22 protein-coding genes are annotated in these 19,610 nt (G+C 53.7%); 21 read left to right on the top strand and 1 reads right to left on the bottom strand.

Translation table 11 applies throughout. The features are described from left to right. The first annotated feature begins 5 nt into the window (after positions 1–5). The 8 genes from sdaAA to rnc all read left to right on the top strand — a co-directional run bounded on the left by sdaAA (position 6) and on the right by rnc (position 7,357). On the top strand, positions 6–893 hold the full coding sequence (gene sdaAA / locus EVJ20_RS01855; protein WP_070327520.1) for an L-serine ammonia-lyase, iron-sulfur-dependent, subunit alpha: 888 nt from the start codon (positions 6–8) through the stop codon (positions 891–893). Further along, positions 880–2,910: an ATP-dependent DNA helicase RecG gene (gene recG, locus EVJ20_RS01860; RefSeq protein WP_131489843.1), complete on the top strand. Its 2,031-nt coding sequence runs from the start codon at positions 880–882 to the stop codon at positions 2,908–2,910. The genes sdaAA and recG overlap by 14 nt, the downstream gene beginning before the upstream one ends. 85 nt (positions 2,911–2,995) lie before the next feature. Further along, positions 2,996–3,565, top strand: coding sequence for a transcription factor FapR (fapR, locus tag EVJ20_RS01865; protein WP_016509712.1), 570 nt, complete (start codon positions 2,996–2,998; stop codon positions 3,563–3,565). Further along, positions 3,562–4,551, top strand: coding sequence for a phosphate acyltransferase PlsX (gene plsX, locus EVJ20_RS01870; protein WP_070327518.1), 990 nt, complete (start codon positions 3,562–3,564; stop codon positions 4,549–4,551). The genes fapR and plsX overlap by 4 nt, the downstream gene beginning before the upstream one ends. Before the next feature lie 18 nt (positions 4,552–4,569). Beyond that, positions 4,570–5,487, top strand: a complete 918-nt coding sequence (fabD, locus tag EVJ20_RS01875) for an ACP S-malonyltransferase (RefSeq protein ID WP_070327517.1) — start codon at positions 4,570–4,572, stop codon at positions 5,485–5,487. Continuing rightward, on the top strand, positions 5,480–6,220 hold the full coding sequence (gene fabG, locus EVJ20_RS01880; RefSeq protein WP_070327516.1) for a 3-oxoacyl-[acyl-carrier-protein] reductase: 741 nt from the start codon (positions 5,480–5,482) through the stop codon (positions 6,218–6,220). The genes fabD and fabG overlap by 8 nt, the downstream gene beginning before the upstream one ends. Before the next feature lie 59 nt (positions 6,221–6,279). Further along, positions 6,280–6,519: an acyl carrier protein gene (acpP, locus tag EVJ20_RS01885; RefSeq protein ID WP_016509693.1), complete on the top strand. Its 240-nt coding sequence runs from the start codon at positions 6,280–6,282 to the stop codon at positions 6,517–6,519. 121 nt (positions 6,520–6,640) lie between these two features. After that, positions 6,641–7,357: a ribonuclease III gene (gene rnc / locus EVJ20_RS01890; protein WP_070327951.1), complete on the top strand. Its 717-nt coding sequence runs from the start codon at positions 6,641–6,643 to the stop codon at positions 7,355–7,357. Between the two features lie 37 nt (positions 7,358–7,394). Here the strand turns inward: rnc and EVJ20_RS01895 are convergent, their stop codons facing one another. Further along, complete coding sequence (locus EVJ20_RS01895; protein WP_016509709.1) at positions 7,395–7,589, bottom strand: DUF1128 family protein; 195 nt, start codon at positions 7,587–7,589, stop codon at positions 7,395–7,397. A 115-nt stretch (positions 7,590–7,704) separates the two neighbouring features. Between EVJ20_RS01895 and smc the strand changes: the two genes are divergently transcribed. From smc to EVJ20_RS01960, 13 genes are all read left to right on the top strand, one after another. Next, positions 7,705–11,262 carry a chromosome segregation protein SMC gene (gene smc, locus EVJ20_RS01900; RefSeq protein WP_236636148.1) on the top strand — a complete coding sequence of 1,186 codons (3,558 nt, stop codon included), beginning with the start codon at positions 7,705–7,707 and terminating at the stop codon, positions 11,260–11,262. Next, the gene (gene ftsY, locus EVJ20_RS01905; RefSeq protein ID WP_131465298.1) at positions 11,259–12,260 is read left to right on the top strand and encodes a signal recognition particle-docking protein FtsY; all 1,002 of its coding nucleotides are present in this window, start codon (positions 11,259–11,261) and stop codon (positions 12,258–12,260) included. Before smc ends, ftsY begins: the two co-directional genes overlap by 4 nt. Positions 12,261–12,356: 96 nt before the next feature. Further along, positions 12,357–12,680 carry a putative DNA-binding protein gene (locus EVJ20_RS01910; protein WP_070327513.1) on the top strand — a complete coding sequence of 108 codons (324 nt, stop codon included), beginning with the start codon at positions 12,357–12,359 and terminating at the stop codon, positions 12,678–12,680. 11 nt (positions 12,681–12,691) lie between these two features. Further along, positions 12,692–14,032, top strand: coding sequence for a signal recognition particle protein (gene ffh, locus EVJ20_RS01915; protein ID WP_070327512.1), 1,341 nt, complete (start codon positions 12,692–12,694; stop codon positions 14,030–14,032). Positions 14,033–14,113: 81 nt separating this feature from the next. Then, positions 14,114–14,389: a 30S ribosomal protein S16 gene (rpsP, locus tag EVJ20_RS01920; protein ID WP_021067098.1), complete on the top strand. Its 276-nt coding sequence runs from the start codon at positions 14,114–14,116 to the stop codon at positions 14,387–14,389. A 53-nt stretch (positions 14,390–14,442) separates the two neighbouring features. Next, positions 14,443–14,961: a ribosome maturation factor RimM gene (gene rimM, locus EVJ20_RS01925; RefSeq protein ID WP_070327511.1), complete on the top strand. Its 519-nt coding sequence runs from the start codon at positions 14,443–14,445 to the stop codon at positions 14,959–14,961. Further along, positions 14,951–15,670 (top strand): tRNA (guanosine(37)-N1)-methyltransferase TrmD, encoded by a 720-nt coding sequence (trmD, locus tag EVJ20_RS01930; protein ID WP_131506923.1) that lies wholly within the window; start codon positions 14,951–14,953, stop codon positions 15,668–15,670. Before rimM ends, trmD begins: the two co-directional genes overlap by 11 nt. A gap of 110 nt (positions 15,671–15,780) precedes the next feature. Then, on the top strand, positions 15,781–16,134 hold the full coding sequence (gene rplS, locus EVJ20_RS01935) for a 50S ribosomal protein L19 (RefSeq protein WP_070327950.1): 354 nt from the start codon (positions 15,781–15,783) through the stop codon (positions 16,132–16,134). A gap of 80 nt (positions 16,135–16,214) precedes the next feature. Beyond that, entirely contained in the window at positions 16,215–16,757 is a 543-nt protein-coding gene (lepB, locus tag EVJ20_RS01940) for a signal peptidase I (RefSeq protein ID WP_016508241.1), read from the top strand. A gap of 12 nt (positions 16,758–16,769) precedes the next feature. Continuing rightward, positions 16,770–17,630 carry a ribosome biogenesis GTPase YlqF gene (gene ylqF, locus EVJ20_RS01945; RefSeq protein WP_070327509.1) on the top strand — a complete coding sequence of 287 codons (861 nt, stop codon included), beginning with the start codon at positions 16,770–16,772 and terminating at the stop codon, positions 17,628–17,630. Between the two features lie 41 nt (positions 17,631–17,671). After that, a complete protein-coding gene (locus tag EVJ20_RS01950; RefSeq protein WP_302050620.1) occupies positions 17,672–18,427 on the top strand; it encodes a ribonuclease HII in 756 nt (251 codons plus the stop codon). Between the two features lie 13 nt (positions 18,428–18,440). Then, on the top strand, positions 18,441–19,286 hold the full coding sequence (locus EVJ20_RS01955; protein ID WP_131506925.1) for a hypothetical protein: 846 nt from the start codon (positions 18,441–18,443) through the stop codon (positions 19,284–19,286). Continuing rightward, a complete protein-coding gene (locus tag EVJ20_RS01960) occupies positions 19,286–19,552 on the top strand; it encodes an EscU/YscU/HrcU family type III secretion system export apparatus switch protein (protein ID WP_016508266.1) in 267 nt (88 codons plus the stop codon). Before EVJ20_RS01955 ends, EVJ20_RS01960 begins: the two co-directional genes overlap by 1 nt. Positions 19,553–19,610: the final 58 nt, after the last annotated feature.

Below are 19,610 nucleotides of genomic sequence, written 5' to 3' on the forward strand. Positions count from 1 at the left end.
CGACTATGTTTAAATCAGTAGAAGAATTAGTACGGACGGCAACGGAACGAAACATCCCGATCTCTGAAGTGATGATCGAGCAAGAAGTCCACGTCAGACGCTCGACACGAGAAGAGGTCATGGCGATGATGGAACGTAACCTTGAAGTGATGGAAGAAGCGGTCGAGCGGGCGATGCAAGGCGTGACGTCTGTGACGGGGCTGACTGGGAATGACGCCGTGCTCATGCAAGACTATGTCCGGTCGGGCAAATCACTTGCCGGTGACTTGATTTTAGATGCCGTCGCCAAAGCGATCGGCACGAACGAAGTGAATGCGGCGATGGGACGGATTTGCGCGACACCGACGGCGGGGAGCGCCGGGGTCGTACCGGGGACGCTATTTGCGGTCAAGGACCGTCTCGAGATGGACCGCGATGCGATGATTCGGTATTTGTTCACCTCGGGCGCGTTCGGATTCGTCGTCGCGAACAACGCCTCGATTTCGGGTGCGGCCGGAGGCTGTCAGGCCGAAGTCGGTTCCGCGACCGGTATGGCTGCAGCAGCCATCGTCGAAGCGGCCGGCGGGACACCGGAACAGTCGGCGACGGCGTTTGCGATCGCCTTGAAAAACATGCTCGGGCTCGTCTGCGATCCGGTAGCGGGTCTTGTCGAAGTACCTTGCGTCAAACGGAACGCCATGGGTGGGGCGAACGCGGTCGTCGCGGCTGATATGGCGCTCGCCGGCATCACGTCCCGCATCCCGTGCGATGAAGTCATCTCAGCGATGTACGAGATCGGTCAAATGATGCCGACCGCCTTGAAAGAGACGGCACGGGGCGGACTCGCCAACACACCGACAGCACGTCGGATCGAACGCAATATTTTTGGAGAGAAAGAAAATGCCAAACAGTGACGCGTTGACGACGCTCCGAGGGGTCGGGCCAGAGATGGCCAAAAAATTAGAGACGATGGGTCTCGAACGAATCGAGGACGTGCTAGAGCACGTCCCGTTTCGTTATGAAAATTATAACAGCGGCACTGTGACGACGGCAGTCCACGGGGACCTCGTCAAATGGAGTGGGACCGTTCAAGCGGAACCGCTCGTCCGCTATTATAGTAAAGGCAAAAATCGACTTCAGTTCCGGCTGTTGTTAGAAGAGCGCTACGTCGTCCATGTGACGATGTTCAACCGCGCTTTCTATAAAGACAAATTGGCGCTTGGTGCGACGGTTACGGTCAAAGGGAAATGGGATATGAACCGGATGACGATCAGTGCGACCGATCTCGAGTTCGGTGAGCTCGCGGACGGGTTACAGCCGATCTATTCGCTTCGGGCCGGATTGACGCAAAAGAATTTCAGTCGAATCGTCAAACTCGCCTTCGATCAGACGACGACGTTTGAGGACCGGCTGCCGGAATCAATCCGCTTGCGTTACCGCTTGGAGGACCGGGCGTCGATGCTCAGAGGGATGCATTTCCCTGATTCGATCGAGATGTACAAACAAGCGCGCCGCAGTTATGTGTACGAAGAATGCCTGCTCTATCAATTAAAGCTTCAGGCGTTTCGAAAGATGGAGCGTTCCGGGAAAGGAAGGGCGCTCACGCTCGAAAAAACGCAACTGAACGAGTTCGTCAAGCGGCTCGCTTTCCCGTTGACGGGTGCACAGACGCGCGTCATTCGTGAGATCGTGAGTGATATCGAGAAGCCTGAACGCATGAATCGCCTGTTGCAAGGGGATGTCGGGAGCGGGAAGACAGTCGTTGCCGCGATCGCCTTGTATGCGACAGTGAACGCGGGTTATCAAGGCGCGCTCATGGTGCCGACCGAAATTTTGGCCGAGCAGCATGTCGCTTCGCTTGAACAACTGTTCGAGCCGTACGGGATCCGTGTCGCCTTATTGACGAGTTCGGTCAAAGGGAAGGCGCGCGCTACGTTGCTCGAAGCGATCAAAGCCGGTGACGTCGACATCATCGTCGGCACGCACGCCTTGATTCAAGGGCCGGTTGAGTTTTCGCGTCTGCACTTGGCGATCACGGACGAGCAACACCGGTTCGGCGTCGAGCAGCGGAAAATGTTACGAGACAAGGCCGATCTTGCGGACGTCTTGTATATGACGGCGACGCCGATTCCGCGGACGCTCGCGATCAGCGCGTTCGGGGAGATGGATGTGTCGACGATCGATGAGATGCCGGCCGGCCGGAAGCCGATCGAGACGTATTGGGCGAAAACGGATCAAATCGACCGGGTGCATACGATGGTCGAGCGCGAACTGTCACTCGGACGTCAAGCGTACGTCATCGCGCCATTGATCGAGGAATCCGATACGCTCGAAGTCGAGAGCGCAACCGAGTTGTATCATTTACTCAACGAGCGATTCCCGAACTATGCGGTCGGACTCATGCACGGAAAACTGTCGAGTGCCGAGAAAGATGAAGTGATGAAGGCGTTCGCTGACAACTCACTGCAAATTCTCGTGTCGACGACGGTCGTCGAGGTCGGGGTGAACGTGCCGAACGCCTCGCTCATCGTGATCCACGATGCGGAACGGTTCGGTTTGGCCCAGCTCCATCAGTTACGGGGGCGCGTCGGTCGAGGCGCACATCAATCTTATTGTATATTAGTAGGAGACCCGAAGTCTGATGTCGGGAAGCTCCGCTTGAAGACGATGACGGAGACGAACGACGGATTCGTGTTAGCGGAAAAAGATTTAGAACTCCGCGGCGCCGGCGACTTCTTTGGGACAGCCCAAAGCGGGTTGCCGAGTTTCCGTGTCGCCGACCCGGTCCTCGACCTCAAAGTGATGGAAGTGGCGATGCAAGACGCCGTCCGCTTGCTCGGCAGCGAGACGTTTTGGCAGGAGTCCTCGTACAGGCCGCTGCGTCAATACTTGAAGCGACTCGACTTACTTGTCGGCGAAAGGTTAGAATAACACTTGAAAATTAAAACTAAAGAATATATACTGCTATTAGTACCAGGTATTAAGTTCTTTAGGGAAGAGTTTAGGAGGGAACTGAATGCGGGTACCTAAGAAGGAGCGGCAACGCTTACTGCAAGAAACGATTGAACATAACCCGTTCATTAAAGACGATGAACTGTCGAAGCAGTTCGCCGTCAGCATTCAAACGATCCGTCTCGATCGGATGGAGCTTAAAATTCCTGAAGTCCGGGAACGGATCAAGCATGTTGCTTCAGAGCACCTCGATGAAGTGAAGTCGCTCGCAATGAGCGAGGTCATCGGTGATATGATTGACTTGAAACTCGACGAATCGGCCATCTCGGTTCTCGACATGGAAAGAGAACACGTCTTTAGCCGCAATGAGATCGCCCGTGGACACGTCTTGTTCGCTCAGGCCAACTCGTTAGCGGTGGCGCTCATCGACGACGAACTGGCGTTGACCACTAAAGCGGAAATCCGGTTTAGTCGCCAAGTTCATCTCGGAGAGCGAGTCGTTGCCAAGGCTCGTGTTGTCAAACTGCGTCGAGACGGACGGACGGACGTCTCAGTGGATAGTTATGTCGGCGAAGAGTGTGTCTTTAGCGGAGACTTCACGATTTATCGTCGCGGTGAGGAGGAACAAGTATGAAGTTAGCAATTGATGCAATGGGTGGGGATCATGCCCCAAAAGCAATCGTGGACGGCGTAAAACAATTTGCTGAAAGTTTTCCGGACGAGCAGATGGAACTGTTTCTAGTCGGTGATGGAGTGAAGCTTGCATCCTACGGGTTGACCGACCCGCGGATTACAATCGTTCCTGCGAGCGAAGTCATCACAGGCGAAGATGAACCGGTCCGGGCGGTTCGCCGGAAAAAAGACAGCTCGCTCGTCGTAGCGGCTCAGCTCGTCAAAGACGGGAAAGCAGATGGACTCGTATCGGCCGGGAACACCGGGGCGCTCATGGCGGTTTCGCTTTTTGTCATCGGTCGGATTCCTGGAATCGAACGTCCGGCACTGTCGCCAACGTTCCCTACATATACGGGTAGCGGTGTCGTCGTCTTAGATGTCGGGGCCAATCCGGACGCTAAGGCAGAACATTTGGTTGATTACGCGATCATGGGTTCGCTATACGCCGAGCACGTCCGCGGCATCAAGCGCCCACGTGTCGCACTCCTAAACATTGGGACGGAGGCTGGGAAAGGAAACGCGCTGACGAAAGAAGCGTTCCCCCTCCTCGAACAGGCTCCGGTCCACTTCGTCGGAAACGTCGAGGCCCGCGAGGCGATGTCAGGTGACGTCGATGTCATCGTGACAGAAGGATTTGCCGGAAACATTTTGTTGAAAGGTGTGGAGGGTGCTTCGTCAATGCTCATGAAAATGTTGAAAGAACAGTTCACGAGCGATATTGTCTCGAAGCTTGCCGCTCTCGTCTTAAAACCGAAACTGAAAAACTTGAAACAAACATTAGATTATCGTGAGCAAGGTGGTGCGGGCTTGTTCGGAATCAACGCCCCCGTCATCAAAGCGCACGGGTCGAGTGACGCATTAGCAATCATGAGTGCGCTCAAACAGGCGAAAATCATGGTTGACCATGATGTCGTCGCGAAGATCAAACAAGCGAAAGCAACAGACTAACGTAAAGAAGGTGAGTACATGAGAGAAGCGTGGATATTTCCCGGCCAAGGGTCACAAACAGTCGGTATGGGTCAAACGTTCTTAGACGATCCTGAACAGATGCAAGCGATCGATCGTCGACTCGGATTTGATTTGCTCGACGTCATGGCGGCCGGATCAAAAGAAGAGCTTCAACAAACGGAAGTCGCACAACCTGCCATCGTGGCGCACGCGGCGCTGCTCGCGCTCGCACACGGGAAGACCGGTGCCAAACCGGACGTCGTGATTGGCCATAGTGTCGGTGAGTATGCGGCACTCGTCGTCGCGGGCGTCATCGATCTCGAAGAAGCGTGTGTGCTCGTACGTGAGCGCGGTAAGCTCATGTCCGAGGTGAAGGATGGAACGATGGCAGCGGTCATCGGCATGACCGATGTCGCAGAAGCGTTCCACTTGACCGAGAAGATCAGTGCCAGCGGAAACCTTGTACAAATCGCCAATTACAACTGTCCGGGCCAGTTCGTCATTTCGGGTCACGTCGACGCGGTCAAACAAGCAGAGACAGACTTAAAACAGGCTGGGGCGAAACGCGTGTTGCCGCTAGACGTGTCAGGCGCGTTTCATAGCTCGTATATGATGCCTGCTGCGACACGGTTTAAAGATGTGCTCGCATCGTCACCGTTCAAAGATGCGACGATTGGGATCATTTCGAACGTCGACGCGGCGGTCCATACTGACGCCGAGAAACTAAAAGCTCTTCTCACCGAGCAACTGTACGCCTCGGTCCGGTTTGAGGACTGTGTCCGGAAAGCGATTGCTGAGGGGGTCGATACGTTTATCGAGTTCGGTTCGACGTCACCGTTGTCCGGGCTCATCAAACGAATCGATAAAAACGTGACACTTAAACAAGTGACGACGTTAGAAGAGGTTGCAGCGTTAGGGGGAGAAGTGCGTGCATGACCAAGTAGCAATCGTGACGGGTGCGTCCCGGGGTATCGGGGCCGCCATCGCGAAGCGTTTAGGGGAAGACGGCTTTCGAGTCGTCGTCAATTACTCGGGTAGTGTCGAGCAAGCAAAAGCAGTCGTTGCAGCCATTGAAGCGGCGGGCAGCGAGGCGATCGCCGTCAAAGCGGACGTCTCGAACGCTGACGATGTGAAAGCACTCGTCAAGACGGCAGTCGATACGTTCGGCCGTTTGGATTGCCTCGTCAACAACGCCGGGATCACACGAGACGGTCTGCTCATGCGCATGAAAGAGACCGACTTTGACGATGTGCTCGCGACGAACTTGAAAGGCGCGTTCTTGACGTCGCAAGCGGCGACGCGTCCGCTCCTCAAGTCGAAATCAGGGCGCATCATCAACATCGCCTCGGTCGTCGGAATCACGGGGAACGCCGGACAAGCGAACTATGCGGCAGCGAAAGCTGGACTCATCGGACTTACAAAATCGGTGGCGCGCGAGCTCGCGGCCCGTCACGTGACGGTGAACGCGGTCTGTCCAGGCTTTATCGAGACCGACATGACCGGTGCGTTGACAGACGCGCAGCGCGAAGCGACGCTCGGACAAATTCCGTTCAATCGCTTCGGCCAAGTCGAAGACGTGGCGAGCATCGTCTCGTTTCTCGCGTCAAGCGAGGCCGCTTACGTGACCGGGCAGACGATCGCCGTCGACGGCGGCATGACGATGGCGTAAAAACAGAACTTTACCAATTGTAGTACATTTAATATAATTTACTTTGGAGGGATTTTATCATGACAAAAGAACAAATCTTAGTAGACGTACAAGCAGCAGTAGCAGAGAAACTCGGGAAAGACGTTTCTGAAATCACAGCCGAAAAATCATTTAAAGACGACCTCGGTGCGGACTCGCTCGAAGTGATGGAAATGGTCATGGACCTTGAAGACAAGTTCGATATCACAATCGAAGACGAAGATGCCGAGAAGCTTGCAACTGTGGGCGACGTCGTGTCTTACATCGAAACAAAATTGTAATCAAGCCTCCCACCGCTCATAATGAGCGGTGGGCTTGTGCTTATACACGGAGGGACTTATGACAAAGGATAAGCGACGGTTCGACCGTCAAGGGTCGGCGCAAAGACGCCGACGAAATGAAGTGGAGCGAGCACGTATCGTGGAGAAGTTCACGTCACTCGAGGAACGACTTGGTGTGAAGTTTACGAACCAAGAACTGTTAATGCAGGCGTTCACCCATTCATCATATGTCAATGAACAACGCGGTTTGAAAAAAGACAATGAACGGTTAGAGTTTTTAGGAGACGCGGTGCTCGAGTTGACAGTGTCCCGGTTTTTATATGAGACGTATCCGGAGCGCTCCGAGGGGGAATTAACGAAGTTACGGGCGGCCATCGTTTGTGAGCCGTCGCTCGTGAACTTTGCCGAAGCCTACGCTTTCTCTGATTTTATCTTGCTTGGAAAAGGGGAAGAGCTGACGGGCGGACGGAAACGTCCCGCGTTACTCGCCGATGTGTTCGAATCATACATCGCCGCCCTCTACCTTGACCAAGGGATCGAACCAGTAGAACAGTTCCTCGCCGAAGCGGTTTTTCCGAAAGTCTTAGCCGGTGTGTTTGAAGAGCAGACCGATTATAAGAGTCAACTTCAAGAGAGTGTACAGCGCGAAGGGCTCGGCCCGGTCACGTATACGATCATCGAAGAACGCGGTCCGGCCCATAGCCGTGAATTCGTCTCCCACGCTCGTCTCAGTGACGATATCGTCGGCGAAGGGATCGGTCGTTCGAAGAAAGAAGCCGAGCAGATCGCGGCTAAAGAAGCGTTGATCGAATTCAATCGGCGATACGCCGGCCTATAAAAAAAGGAGTGGACCCGCGCGGGTCCACTCCTTTTGGTTACGTCAATTGGCCAAGTTCCTCGACGAGACCGTCGACTTCAGAGATCGAGAGTGATGACCGGTTCATCACGTAGTCGTAAATCTCTTTCACGGCCGATGCATCGGCTTTGTTATATTCTTCCGCCTTGATCGCACCGCGGTTGATGATGTTCATTTTATCGAGGATTTCCTCGATCATTTGTTCATTCGTCATGTGTAGTACCCCTTTCTACAGTTCTTTTTAGAATAGCATGATTCTAGCATTTTGACGAACTAGCAACTGTGGTAAAATAAACGAATGAATGCTTACTTAGGATAGGATGGTCACGATGCACTTAAAACGAATCGAACTCGCTGGCTTTAAATCGTTTGCCAAGCGGATTGAACTAGATTTCCGTCCCGGCGTGACAGCCGTGGTTGGACCGAACGGGAGCGGGAAATCAAATATATCGGACGCTGTTCGCTGGGTACTCGGCGAACAGTCGGCCAAATCGCTCCGTGGGGCGAAAATGGAAGATGTCATCTTTGCCGGTAGCGAAGGCGAGAACCACCGCAACGTCGCCGAAGTGACGCTCGTTTTAGATAATAGCGATGCGCACTTGCGCCTGCCGTATGAAGAAGTGAGCGTGACGAGACGCGTGACGCGCAGTGGCGACAGCGACTATTTCATGAATAAAAAGCCGTGCCGCCTGAAAGACGTCATCGACTTGTTCATGGATACGGGTTTGTCCCGTGACGCGTTTGCGATCATCGGGCAAGGACGGGTCGAACAAGTCATCTCGGGTAAACCGGAAGATCGTCGCGCCGTCATTGAAGAAGCGGCCGGCGTGCTGAAGTACCGCCAACGCAAAAAACAAGCGGAACGAAAGTTGCAAGACACCGAGCTGAACTTGTCGCGCGTCGACGATATCTTATATGAACTTGCCGACCGGGTCGAACCGCTTCGTGAACAAGCGGCACTCGCTCGAGAGTTCCAAGTCGCCAAGGCGCGGCATGACGACCTCGAGACCGGGATTCTCGGTGCCGAGATCACCGAGCTCAAGGCGAAAATCACTTTCGCCACAACACAACAGACGGCAGCAGAAGAACAGTTACGCAACCAAGAAGCGGCGCTGAACGCGCTCGTCACCGAACGGGCCGCGCTCGAGGAAACATTGACCGAGCATCGTGCCGTCCTCGAGACGCTCCATCAGGATGAGCGTCTTCAAGCGACTGAGCTCGAACGGCTCTCAGGAGATATTAAACTCGCCAAAGCGCGAGAAGAACACGGGGCAGAGACGAAAGAACGACTCGAGCGCCAACGCGCGGAGTTGGTCGAAGAGACAGAGCAATTGCAGTCGCGATTGTCGGTCGCTCAAACGGACAAAGCCTTGAAGTCAGAAGCGTTGCAGACCGTTGAGGTGACACGTGACGAGCTCGCGCGGAAGCTTACGGCGGCGACTCGCGATTTCAACGCGGAGATCGAACAGCTTCAAAGTGAAGCGTTCGAACTGGCAACGACACGAGCCACGCTCAGCAACCAACAAAAACGGGAACGACGTGACATCGAACAGGCAGAGGAAGCGAAAGCACGTCTCCTGCGTGAGAACAAGGACCGGCTTGATGTTCGAACCGAACAGACCGCCTCGCTCGATGCAAACCGAGATCGTCTTGAAGCGGTACGTACGGCTTGGCAGGAACTGCTGGCCGAAGAAGAGGCATTGGTCGCTAAGGAAGTCGCGCTCCGAGAAAAGTTGTCGCGAGCCGAACAATCGTATCATGACCTCGACCGGCGCCGTCAAAAGACCGAAGACCGGATCGACATGTTAGAGCGGATGAAGCAATCATACGAAGGGTATTTCCATGCCGTCAAATTCGTATTGAAAGACCGTGCGAGCGGCGTGCTCGGAGCGGTTGCAGAGCTGATTCAAGTGCTCCCATCATATGAGGCCGCCATCGAGACGGCACTCGGTCAAACGCAACAACACGTCGTCGTCGAAGATGAAGCGGTCGGCCGCCGTGAGATCGACAAGTTGCGCCGGGCTAATGCCGGGCGGGCTACGTTCGTCCCGATGACGACGGTGAAAGAGCGCTTTATCCCGAGCGAGGTCGCCCATCGTCTCGAGGCGATGGATGGCTTCGTCGGCATCGCATCCGATCTCGTGACGACGGAACCTTTGTTTGACAAATTGAAACGGTCCTTGCTCGGGGCCGTCATCGTGGCCAAGACGCTCGAGGTCGCGAACCGAATCGCTCAGACGACGGGCTATCGCTACCGGATCGTCACGCTCGACGGCGATATCGTCAACGTCGGTGGTTCGATGACGGGGGGGAGCCGGAAACAAGGCGTCGCCCTGTTCACCCAGTCAAGAGAGCTTGATGATTTGAAACAAGGATTGACGCAAGGGTTGGCCATGCTGCACGAACAGCAGCTTCGTGTGACGGAGTATGAAGCGGAGACGAGTCGTCTCAAACAGTCGCTCCACACGCTCAGAACACGGAAACGGCAAGAGGAAGAGACGCTCCGGGCGTTAGAGACCTCGTTCCGGGAATTAGAGCGGACGACCCAGGACGCGAAAGCACAACTCGAACTGTTCGATCACGAGATGAATCGCTATACGCATACGATTGAAACATCTTCGGCAGAATTGACGCGCCTCGCAAGTGAACTCGAGGCGACGGAAGTGTTGCAGACGTCGCTGCGGACAGAGCTCGAGCAGTTGCGTGCGGAGCAGGCGAAAGGCGCGGAGACGACGGGGCAATTGCAAGAGGCAATCCGTCTAAACGAGCTCGACCTGCAACGTCATACGCTTGACCTGGATCGGGTGAATACGGAAGTCGAACGGCTCGTTGCCGAAGTCGACAAACAGACGACCCGACTCGATCAAATCAAACACGAACTCGAGCGGCTCGAAAACGGACGAATCTTCTCATCCGCGGAACTTCGAATCGAGCATGACGAGGCGACGGAGCGGATGAAAGTGTTGAAAGGGCGAATTGAAGCGCAGTCGCAAACGCTGAAAACAGAGGAAGAGTCACACCGTATCCTCAGGCAGCGTGAACAGCAGGCGACGGACGTTCGCCGCCAATTCGAGGCCGACGTCCGTAAGCTTGAAACTGAGGCGAATGAACTCGAGTTGAAACAGCAGTGGAAACTAGACGCCCTCGAAGAACGTGGACTCGTCTACGACCTGCTCCCGGTATTATCGATCCCGCTCGACGAGGCGAAAGAAGAGTTCAAGTTGCTCGTCCGTCAAATCGAGGAGATCGGACCTGTCAACTTGAGTGCGATCGAAGAGTTTGAACTCGTCAATGAACGGTTCACGTTCTTGTCTGAACAGCGAGACGATCTCGTCAATGCGAAACAGGACCTGTACGACGTCATCTCCGAAATGGACCGAGAAGTGACACGGTTGTTCAACGAGACGTATGCGACCGTCCGCACGCATTTCAAACAGACGTTCAAAGAACTGTTCGGAGGCGGCGAGGCCGACCTTAAACTCGTCGATGCGACCGATTTATTAAACACAGGGATCGACATCGTCGCCAAACCGCCCGGCAAAAAGTTACAGACGTTAAGTCTGTTGTCTGGTGGCGAACGGGCACTGACCGCGATCGCGCTCTTATTTGCGATTTTAAAGACGCGCCCTGTCCCGTTCTGCGTGCTCGACGAGGTCGAAGCAGCGCTCGACGAGGCGAACGTCCACCGGTTCGGTGAATACGTCCGCACGTTGTCGATCGATACACAGTTCGTCATCATCACCCACCGTAAAGGGACGATGGAGGCGGCCGACACGCTCTATGGCGTGACGATGCAACAAAACGGTGTCTCGGAGGTACTTTCGGTCGAATTATCAGAAGCGAAACGTGTCGTCGAGACAGATGAAGAGATGGAGGAATTGACTTGAGTTTTTTTAAAAAATTAAAAGATAAATTGACGACCTCGACACAAGAGGTGTCGCAAAAGTTTACAGACGGGTTGACGAAAACACGTGACGGGTTCGCGAGCGCCGTCAACGACCTCGTCTATCGGTTCCGTGAAGTCGATGAGGACTTCTTCGATGAACTTGAAGATTTGCTCATCCAGGCGGACGTCGGCGTCACGACGACGATGGACCTCGTCGAAGATTTAAAAGAAGAAGTGAAGCGTCGCAATTTGAAAGACCCGGCCGCCGTCCGCGACGCCCTCGTCGAAGTCGTGGCGAAACGTCTACAAGAAGACGAGTCAGACCGCGAGTTGAACATGCAGGACGGGTTGACGGTCATCTTGTTCGTCGGTGTGAACGGTGTCGGCAAGACGACGACAATCGGAAAACTCGCCCATCAGTTGAAAGCAGAAGGTCGTTCGGTCATGCTTGCGGCGGGAGATACGTTCCGGGCCGGCGCGATCGACCAGCTGCAAGTATGGGGTGAACGTGCCGGTGTCCCCGTCATTCGCCAAGCGGAAGGGTCAGATCCGGCCGCGGTCGTGTTTGATGCTGTCCAAGCCGCGAAGTCACGCGGTGTCGACGTCTTGATTTGCGATACGGCAGGACGACTCCAAAACAAGGTCAACTTGATGAAAGAGCTCGAGAAAGTGAAACGGGTCATCGAACGCGAAGTGCCAAACGGTCCGCACGAAGTCTTGCTCGCGTTAGACGCGACGACGGGACAGAACGCGATGCTTCAAGCGAAGGCGTTTCAGGAAGCGACGAACGTGAGCGGGATCGTGCTTACGAAGTTAGACGGGACGGCCAAAGGCGGCATCGTCCTCGCGATCAGAAACGAGCTCGATATTCCGGTCAAATACGTCGGTCTCGGTGAAAAAATTGATGATTTACAGGCGTTCGACCCAGAGCAGTTCGTCCTCGGACTATTCGGTGACGTATTTGAAGAAAAAAACCAGACAAACGATGACCTCGCCTAACTTTCACTGTTAAGAAAAAAACTTGACAAGACGTTAGGACGGCTGTACTATTGTTAGTTGTAAAGGGATTTCACTTAACATGTGGAGGTGAGAGGTATGTCGCTCGAAAAGACGAATCGAATGAACTACTTATTCGATTTTTATCAAGCGCTTCTCACGCCGAAACAGCGCAACTACATGTCTCTTTATTACCTAGATGACTACTCGCTCGGAGAGATTGCGGAAGAGTTTGAAGTCAGCCGTCAAGCGGTCTACGATAACATAAAGCGTACCGAAGCAATGCTTGAGCAGTATGAAGAAAAGCTGGAGCTGTTCGAGAAATTCGAGCAACGGCAACTGCTTCTCCAAACGCTCAGACGTCAAGTCGAGCAAATGCCCGACGTGACGGAGACGGTTTCGGCGCTTGAGAATTTAGAGTAGGGGGCTGAAGCATGGCATTTGAAGGATTATCAGAACGGTTGCAATCGACATTGGCGAAAATGCGGGGGAAAGGTAAGATTTCCGAAGCAGACGTCAAAGAGATGATGAGAGAAGTTCGTCTCGCGCTCCTTGAGGCCGACGTTAACTTCAAAGTGGTCAAACAGTTCGTCAACGACGTGAAAGAACGGTCAATCGGCCAAGACGTCATGAAATCGTTGACACCTGGACAACAAGTCGTCAAGATCGTTCATGAAGAATTAACGACCTTGATGGGAAGTGACGTCGTCCCGATCACCTTTAGTTCAAAACCACCGACAGTCGTCATGATGGTCGGATTACAAGGTGCGGGTAAGACGACGACGACCGGAAAGCTCGCGAACTTGATTCGCAAAAAGCATAACCGGAGTCCGCTTCTCGTCGCTGCTGATATTTATCGGCCGGCGGCCATCAAACAGCTCGAGACTCTCGGCAAGCAACTCGATTTACCGGTGTTCTCACTTGGCGATCAAGTGACGCCGGAAGAAATCGTCACAAAAGCGCTCGAGCACGCCAAAGTTAATCATCACGATTTCGTGTTGATAGATACGGCCGGTCGTCTTCATATCGACGAGACGCTCATGGGCGAACTCGAAAATGTGAAAACGATCGCCAAACCGAATGAAATCTTCCTCGTCGTCGATGCGATGACGGGTCAAGATGCGGTCAACGTGGCCGATCGCTTTAATGATTTGCTCGGAATTACCGGCGTCGTGTTGACAAAACTCGACGGTGATACACGTGGTGGGGCAGCCCTTTCAATCAAGGCAGTCACGGGAGCGCCGATTAAGTTCGTCGGTCTCGGTGAAAAGTTGGATGCCCTCGAACCTTTCTATCCGGAGCGCATGGCGTCACGGATCCTTGGAATGGGTGACGTGCTCACGCTTATCGAAAAAGCGGAGTCACAAATGGACCAAGATGCCGCGAAAGAGCTTGAAAGCAAAATTCGTGATGCATCGTTCACGTTCGATGATTTTATCGAGCAATTGGGTCAAGTGAAAAACATGGGCCCAATTGATGAATTACTCTCGATGTTACCTGGTGCAGGTAAGATGAAAGGGTTGAAGAACGTCCAAATCGACGAGAAGCAACTCGATCATGTCGAGGCAATCATCCGGTCGATGACGAAGCATGAGCGCACGAATCCTGAAGTGCTCAACGCCAGTCGTCGCAAGCGGATCGCAAAAGGGAGCGGTCGTTCCATCCAGGAAGTGAACCGTCTCATCAAACAGTTCGATGACATGAAGAAGCTCATGAAGCAGATGTCAGGACAAATGAAAGGGAAGAAAAAAGGTCTCGGCCTTCCATTCTTCTAAGAAAACTTTTGTCAGTCAGGCAAAAAAGCAGTATACTATTAAAGTTGTCAATTCTTAAACACATAATGGAGGTATATTACCATGGCAGTTAAAATTCGTCTCAAGCGCATGGGCGCAAATAAATCACCTTTTTACCGGATCGTTGTAGCAGATTCACGTTCACCACGTGATGGCCGTTTCATCGAACAACTCGGTCACTACAACCCGGTTGCAAAACCAGAAGCAGAAGTTCGCATCAACGAAGAACTCGCGCTCAAATGGTTGGCAGACGGCGCGAAGCCATCTGACACAGTCCGCAACTTGTTCTCTAAAGCAGGGATCATGGAGAAATTCCACAACGCGAAAAACGCGAAGTAACCCTGTGGCCGACCTTTTATGAGGTCGGCCTATTTTTTTGAGGAGGTTTTATGATGGATTGGTTAAACGTAGGCAAAATCGCCAACACGCACGGTTTAAAAGGGGAATTGAAGTTGCTCGCCGCGACTGATTTTCCAGAAGAACGCTTTAAAATTGGTGAAACGCTCTACCTTGACGTCGACGGGAAGAAGATGCCGCTCGAAGTGACGACGTATCGTCCGCACAAACAGTTCCATCTCGTCACGTTCAAAGGGCTAGACAACATCAATCTCGTCGAGAAGTACAAAGGGATGTCGCTCTACGTCCATGCCGGAAACGTCCACGAGCTTCCGGAGCATGAATTTTACTACCACGAGATCATCGGATGCGAGGCCGTCGTCGACGGAGAAGTGATCGGTGTCGTCGAGGACATCTTTGAGACCAATGGCGCGAACGACGTCTGGGTCATCAAGCGCCCCGGCAAGACGGATGCGCTCATCCCGTACATTGAGTCGGTCGTCAAAGACATCGACGTCGAAGCGAAACGTGTCATCATCACGCCGATCCCTGGAATGATCGACGATGAAAATTGATGTCTTGACCTTGTTCCCGGAAATGTTCGCCCCGCTCGATCATTCGATCGTCGGGCGTGCCCGGACACTCGGCCAAGTCGAAGTGAAGTTCACGAACTTCCGTGACTTCTCGACGAACAAACATCATAAAGTCGATGATGCTCCGTATGGAGGCGGCGCCGGGATGCTACTCACGCCGCAGCCGCTATTTGATGCGTTCGATTCGCTCGCAAAATCGAAGCCGCGCGTCATCGTGACGACGCCGACGGGGCGACCGTTCACTCAACGTGTCGCCGAAGAGTGGGCGAACGAAGAGCACTTGATTTTCTTATGCGGCCATTACGAAGGATTCGACCAACGGATCCACGACGAACTCGCGACAGACGAAGTGTCGATCGGAGACTTCGTGATGACGGGTGGGGAACTCGCGGCGATGGTCATGATCGACGCGACGGTCCGCCTCATCCCGGAAGTGCTCGGCGATCAAGCGAGCCACGAGGACGACTCGTTTTCGACCGGGCTGCTCGAGTATCCGCATTATACGAGACCGGCTGACTTCCGCGGCCTCAAAGTTCCGGACGTCCTGTTGTCGGGCAATCACGCCAAAATCGAGTCGTGGCGCCGCGAGCGTTCGCTCGAACGAACGTTCAGGCGTCGACCGGAACTGTTAGACCAAATCGATCTGTCGCCGGCCGATAAAAACTTCATCGAATCGTTGCGCGATTCATAAAATTATGCTATGTTTGAGCATGTGGGTTAGCCCCACCGATTACCGATGTTCCGCTATTGGATGCCGAGGCAAACGAAGATATGAACATTGAAGAAAAAGGAGATCAATTCATGAACGCACAAAAACTGTTCCGTGAAATCACAGAAGAACAATTCAAATCGGACGTCCCTGCTTTCCGTCCTGGTGACACAGTCCGTGTCCACGTTAAAGTCGTAGAGGGAACGCGTGAGCGTATCCAGATTTTCGAAGGCGTAGTCATCAAGCGTAAAGGTGGCGGCATCAGCGAAACATTCACAGTCCGTAAGATTTCTTACGGCGTAGGTGTTGAGCGTGCATTCCCGCTTCACTCACCGCGTGTCGCGCAAATCGAAGTCGTTCGTTACGGTAAAGTTCGCCGTGCGAAACTTTACTACCTCCGCAACCTTCGCGGTAAAGCAGCACGTATTAAAGAAATCCGTCGTTAAGATGGGGAAAGCTTGTCGCTTGCGACAAGCTTCTTTTTTTCTAGTACAATAAGTTCAAACGGACAGAGGAGTGAGGCAATTTGAAAGAAGTGTTCAGTTGGCTTAAAGCAATCGTAGTGGCGCTCGTCATCGCGTTCGTGATCCGGACGTTCATCTTTGTACCTGTCATCGTCGAAGGTGAGTCGATGATGCCGACGCTCCAAAACGCCGATCGAATGATCGTCAGCAAAATCTCTAACTACGTCGGTGAACTCGACCGGGGCGATATTATCGTCTTTCATGCGACTGAATCAAAGGACTATATTAAACGCGTCATCGCCATTCCTGGCGATACGCTTGAATATCGGGACGATACGCTCTACTTGAACGGAGAAGCAGTCGAAGAACCGTATTTAGAGGATTTTCAAGCCCAAATGAACGGCTTTCCTCTAACCGAGAACTTTACGCTCGAACAAGTGACAGGTGAAGCGGTCGTACCGGAAGGCTCATACTTCGTTATGGGAGATAACCGACAAAACTCGAAAGACAGCCGTGAAATCGGCTTTGTCTCGAAAGAAAGCGTCGTCGGCAAAACGAACTTTGTGTTCTGGCCGATGGGTGACTTCGGGACGGTAGAAGAATAGGGTGGTGTTTTTTTGGCAATTCAATGGTTCCCTGGCCACATGGCCAAGGCGCGAAGACAAGTAACAGAAAAGTTAAAACTGATTGACGTCGTCATCGAACTCGTCGATGCACGTGTTCCGCAATCGAGCCGAAATCCGATGGTCGATGAGATCACGGCGGGTAAACCGCGGCTGATCGTGTTGAACAAGGCTGACATGGCCGATCAAGCCGTCACCGACGCCTGGATGCGCGCCCTGAAGCGTGACGACATCGAAGTCGTCGCCGTCGATGCGAAGCATAGCAAAGGCTTAAAGCAGCTCATGACGGGCGCAGAGAAGCTCATGAAAGACAAGCACGACCGCATGCGTGAGAAAGGCCGTAATCCTGGCCCGATCCGTGCCCTCATCATCGGCATCCCGAACGTCGGGAAGTCGACACTGATCAACCGGCTCGCCGGACGCAACATCGCCATCACCGGGGACCGTCCTGGTGTGACGAAACGGCAGCAATGGATCAAGATGAAAGGAGGCGAGATGGAACTGCTCGACACGCCTGGTATTCTGTGGCCGAAGTTCGAGGACCAGATGGTCGGATATCGCTTAGCTGCTACGGGTGCGATCAAGGACGACATTTTAAACCTTGATGACATCGCGATGTATGCAGCGCGTGAACTGCGCGCCCGTTACCCGGAACAGTTGAAAGAGCGGTTTAAACTCGACGACTTGCCGGAAGACGCGGTCGAACTGCTCGAGTTGATCGGGAAAAAACGTGGCCTTCTCAGCGGCGGCTATGTCGATTTCGAAAAAGCGAGCGAACTATTATTGAATGAGCTTCGTCATGAGAAGATCGGACGTGTCTCGCTTGAGACGCCGGCAGATCATAATATGGCGTGAAGTCCTGTGAAAACAGGGCTTTTTTGGATAGGAGGCAGATCGTGACGATTCAAGAGATTAAACAACGGCTAAAAACCGTCCGATATGAAGAGTGGGACGATGTCCGGGCCGAACTGAAGGATGACCCGCGCGCGGGCGTCCAGGCGCTCCTGGAGCAACGTCAGAGACGGTTTGACGCAGAGCGGGACGAGCGGGACGATTATACACGCCGCCTGCAGTATGAGGCCGAGCTGAAACAGCAAGGCTTCAAGTTGGTCGCTGGCATCGACGAGGTCGGGCGGGGACCGCTCGCGGGTCCTGTCGTCGCGGCGGCCGTCGTCTTGCCGGACGATTTTTACAGCCCGGGACTGAACGATTCAAAGAAGATGACGAAAGCGGCACGGGAACGAGCATATGCAACGATTCTCGACGAGGCATTCGTCGGGGTCGGAATCGTCGACGCGGAAGTGATCGATCAAATCAATATTTATGAAGCGACGAAGCTCGCGATGACCGAGGCGGTCCGACAGCTTGACGGGGCCGACGCGCTCTTGATTGACGCGATGACACTCGAGCTCGATTTGCCGCAGACGTCGCTCATCAAAGGGGACGAGTTGAGCGTCTCGATCGCGGCGGCGAGCGTCGTCGCCAAAGTCGTCCGCGACAAGATGATGGAAGAGTTCGCCGCGACGTATCCGGGATACGGTTTCGAACGCAACGCCGGCTACGGGACGGAACTTCATTTGAACGCGTTGAACGAGCGCGGCATCACACCGATTCATCGCAAGTCGTTCGCACCGATTAAACATATGATATGAAAGGGGGAGCCCGATGCGGATCGATCACCAAGGCGTCCTGCCGTTCAAAGTCACTGAACAGACGTCGCGTCAGCTGCTCGTCGGCAACACGGTCGTCGGCAGGGTACTCCAGCTCTTGCCCGGGAACGAAGCGGTCATGCAACTGCCGCAAGGACTGTTCCGGGTCGGGGTGAACGCAGACGTTAAAGAGAACGTCACGTACAAGATGGTCGTCACCGAGCTCGAGCCGAAACTCGTCCTGAAAGTGATGCCGCCTACGGCGGAACCGGCCCAGGCCGGGAAGACACCGGTGACGTTACTCTTAGAACAACTCGGCCGCTTCTCAAAAGAGGCCATCCAGACACCGGAATCCGTCAAAGCGATGGGACGGCAACTGCTCGAGAGCGGGGCCGGAAGTGACGTCAAACAGCTCGTCGGGGAACTGTTCAAGGCGAAAGGCGACCCGAAGTTTGAACAGTTCGTGCGGGCCCAAGAGACGTTCAACGCGGTCCAGACGCCGCCGTTCGTCGTCCAAGCATTTCACATACCGCAATTAGGACCGTTCGAACAAGTCAGGTTCCGGCTTGAAGCCCCGAAAAGCGAGATGATCGACGCAGACCATGCCCGTATCGTCTTATTTCTAGAAACGCCTCGCTTCGGCGAGACGGGCATCGACCTGCTCGTTCAAAAGCGGCACGTCACCGTGAAAGTATTCAACGAACAACACGACTTGTCCCCGTTCATCAAAGCGTACGAGCTGCTGCTCGGCAGTGCGCTCAAAGCGAACGGCTATGAACTGTCCCGATTCTCGTTCGAAGTGAGACAAGAATCGCTCCCCGAGACGTTCGCCCCGTTAGGAAAGGTGGATTTTCATGTATGATGGACCGTAAAAAAGCAATCGCCTTGTCTTACGAACAATCGATGGAATCTCCGCGCGTCGTCGCGAAGGGCGGCGGTCTCGTAGCCGAACGGATGCTCGCTCTCGCACAAGAGAACGGTATCCCGATCCATGAAGACCCGGCGCTGTTGTCACTCCTGTCGGCGTTACAGATCGAAGAGCATATTCCGGACGACCTGTATCAAGTGATCGCCGAGCTTTTTGTGTTTCTCTATCAGATGGAACAAGGTAAAATCGAAAATGTCTAGGGGTAGATGTGAAAAAAAGATGAAAACTTAAAGCAAGAACGATAGACAGCGCTTTCAG

This window comes from Exiguobacterium sp. SH0S1, assembly GCF_004337165.1.
GTDB classification, from domain to species: Bacteria; Bacillota; Bacilli; order Exiguobacteriales; family Exiguobacteriaceae; genus Exiguobacterium; species Exiguobacterium aurantiacum_A.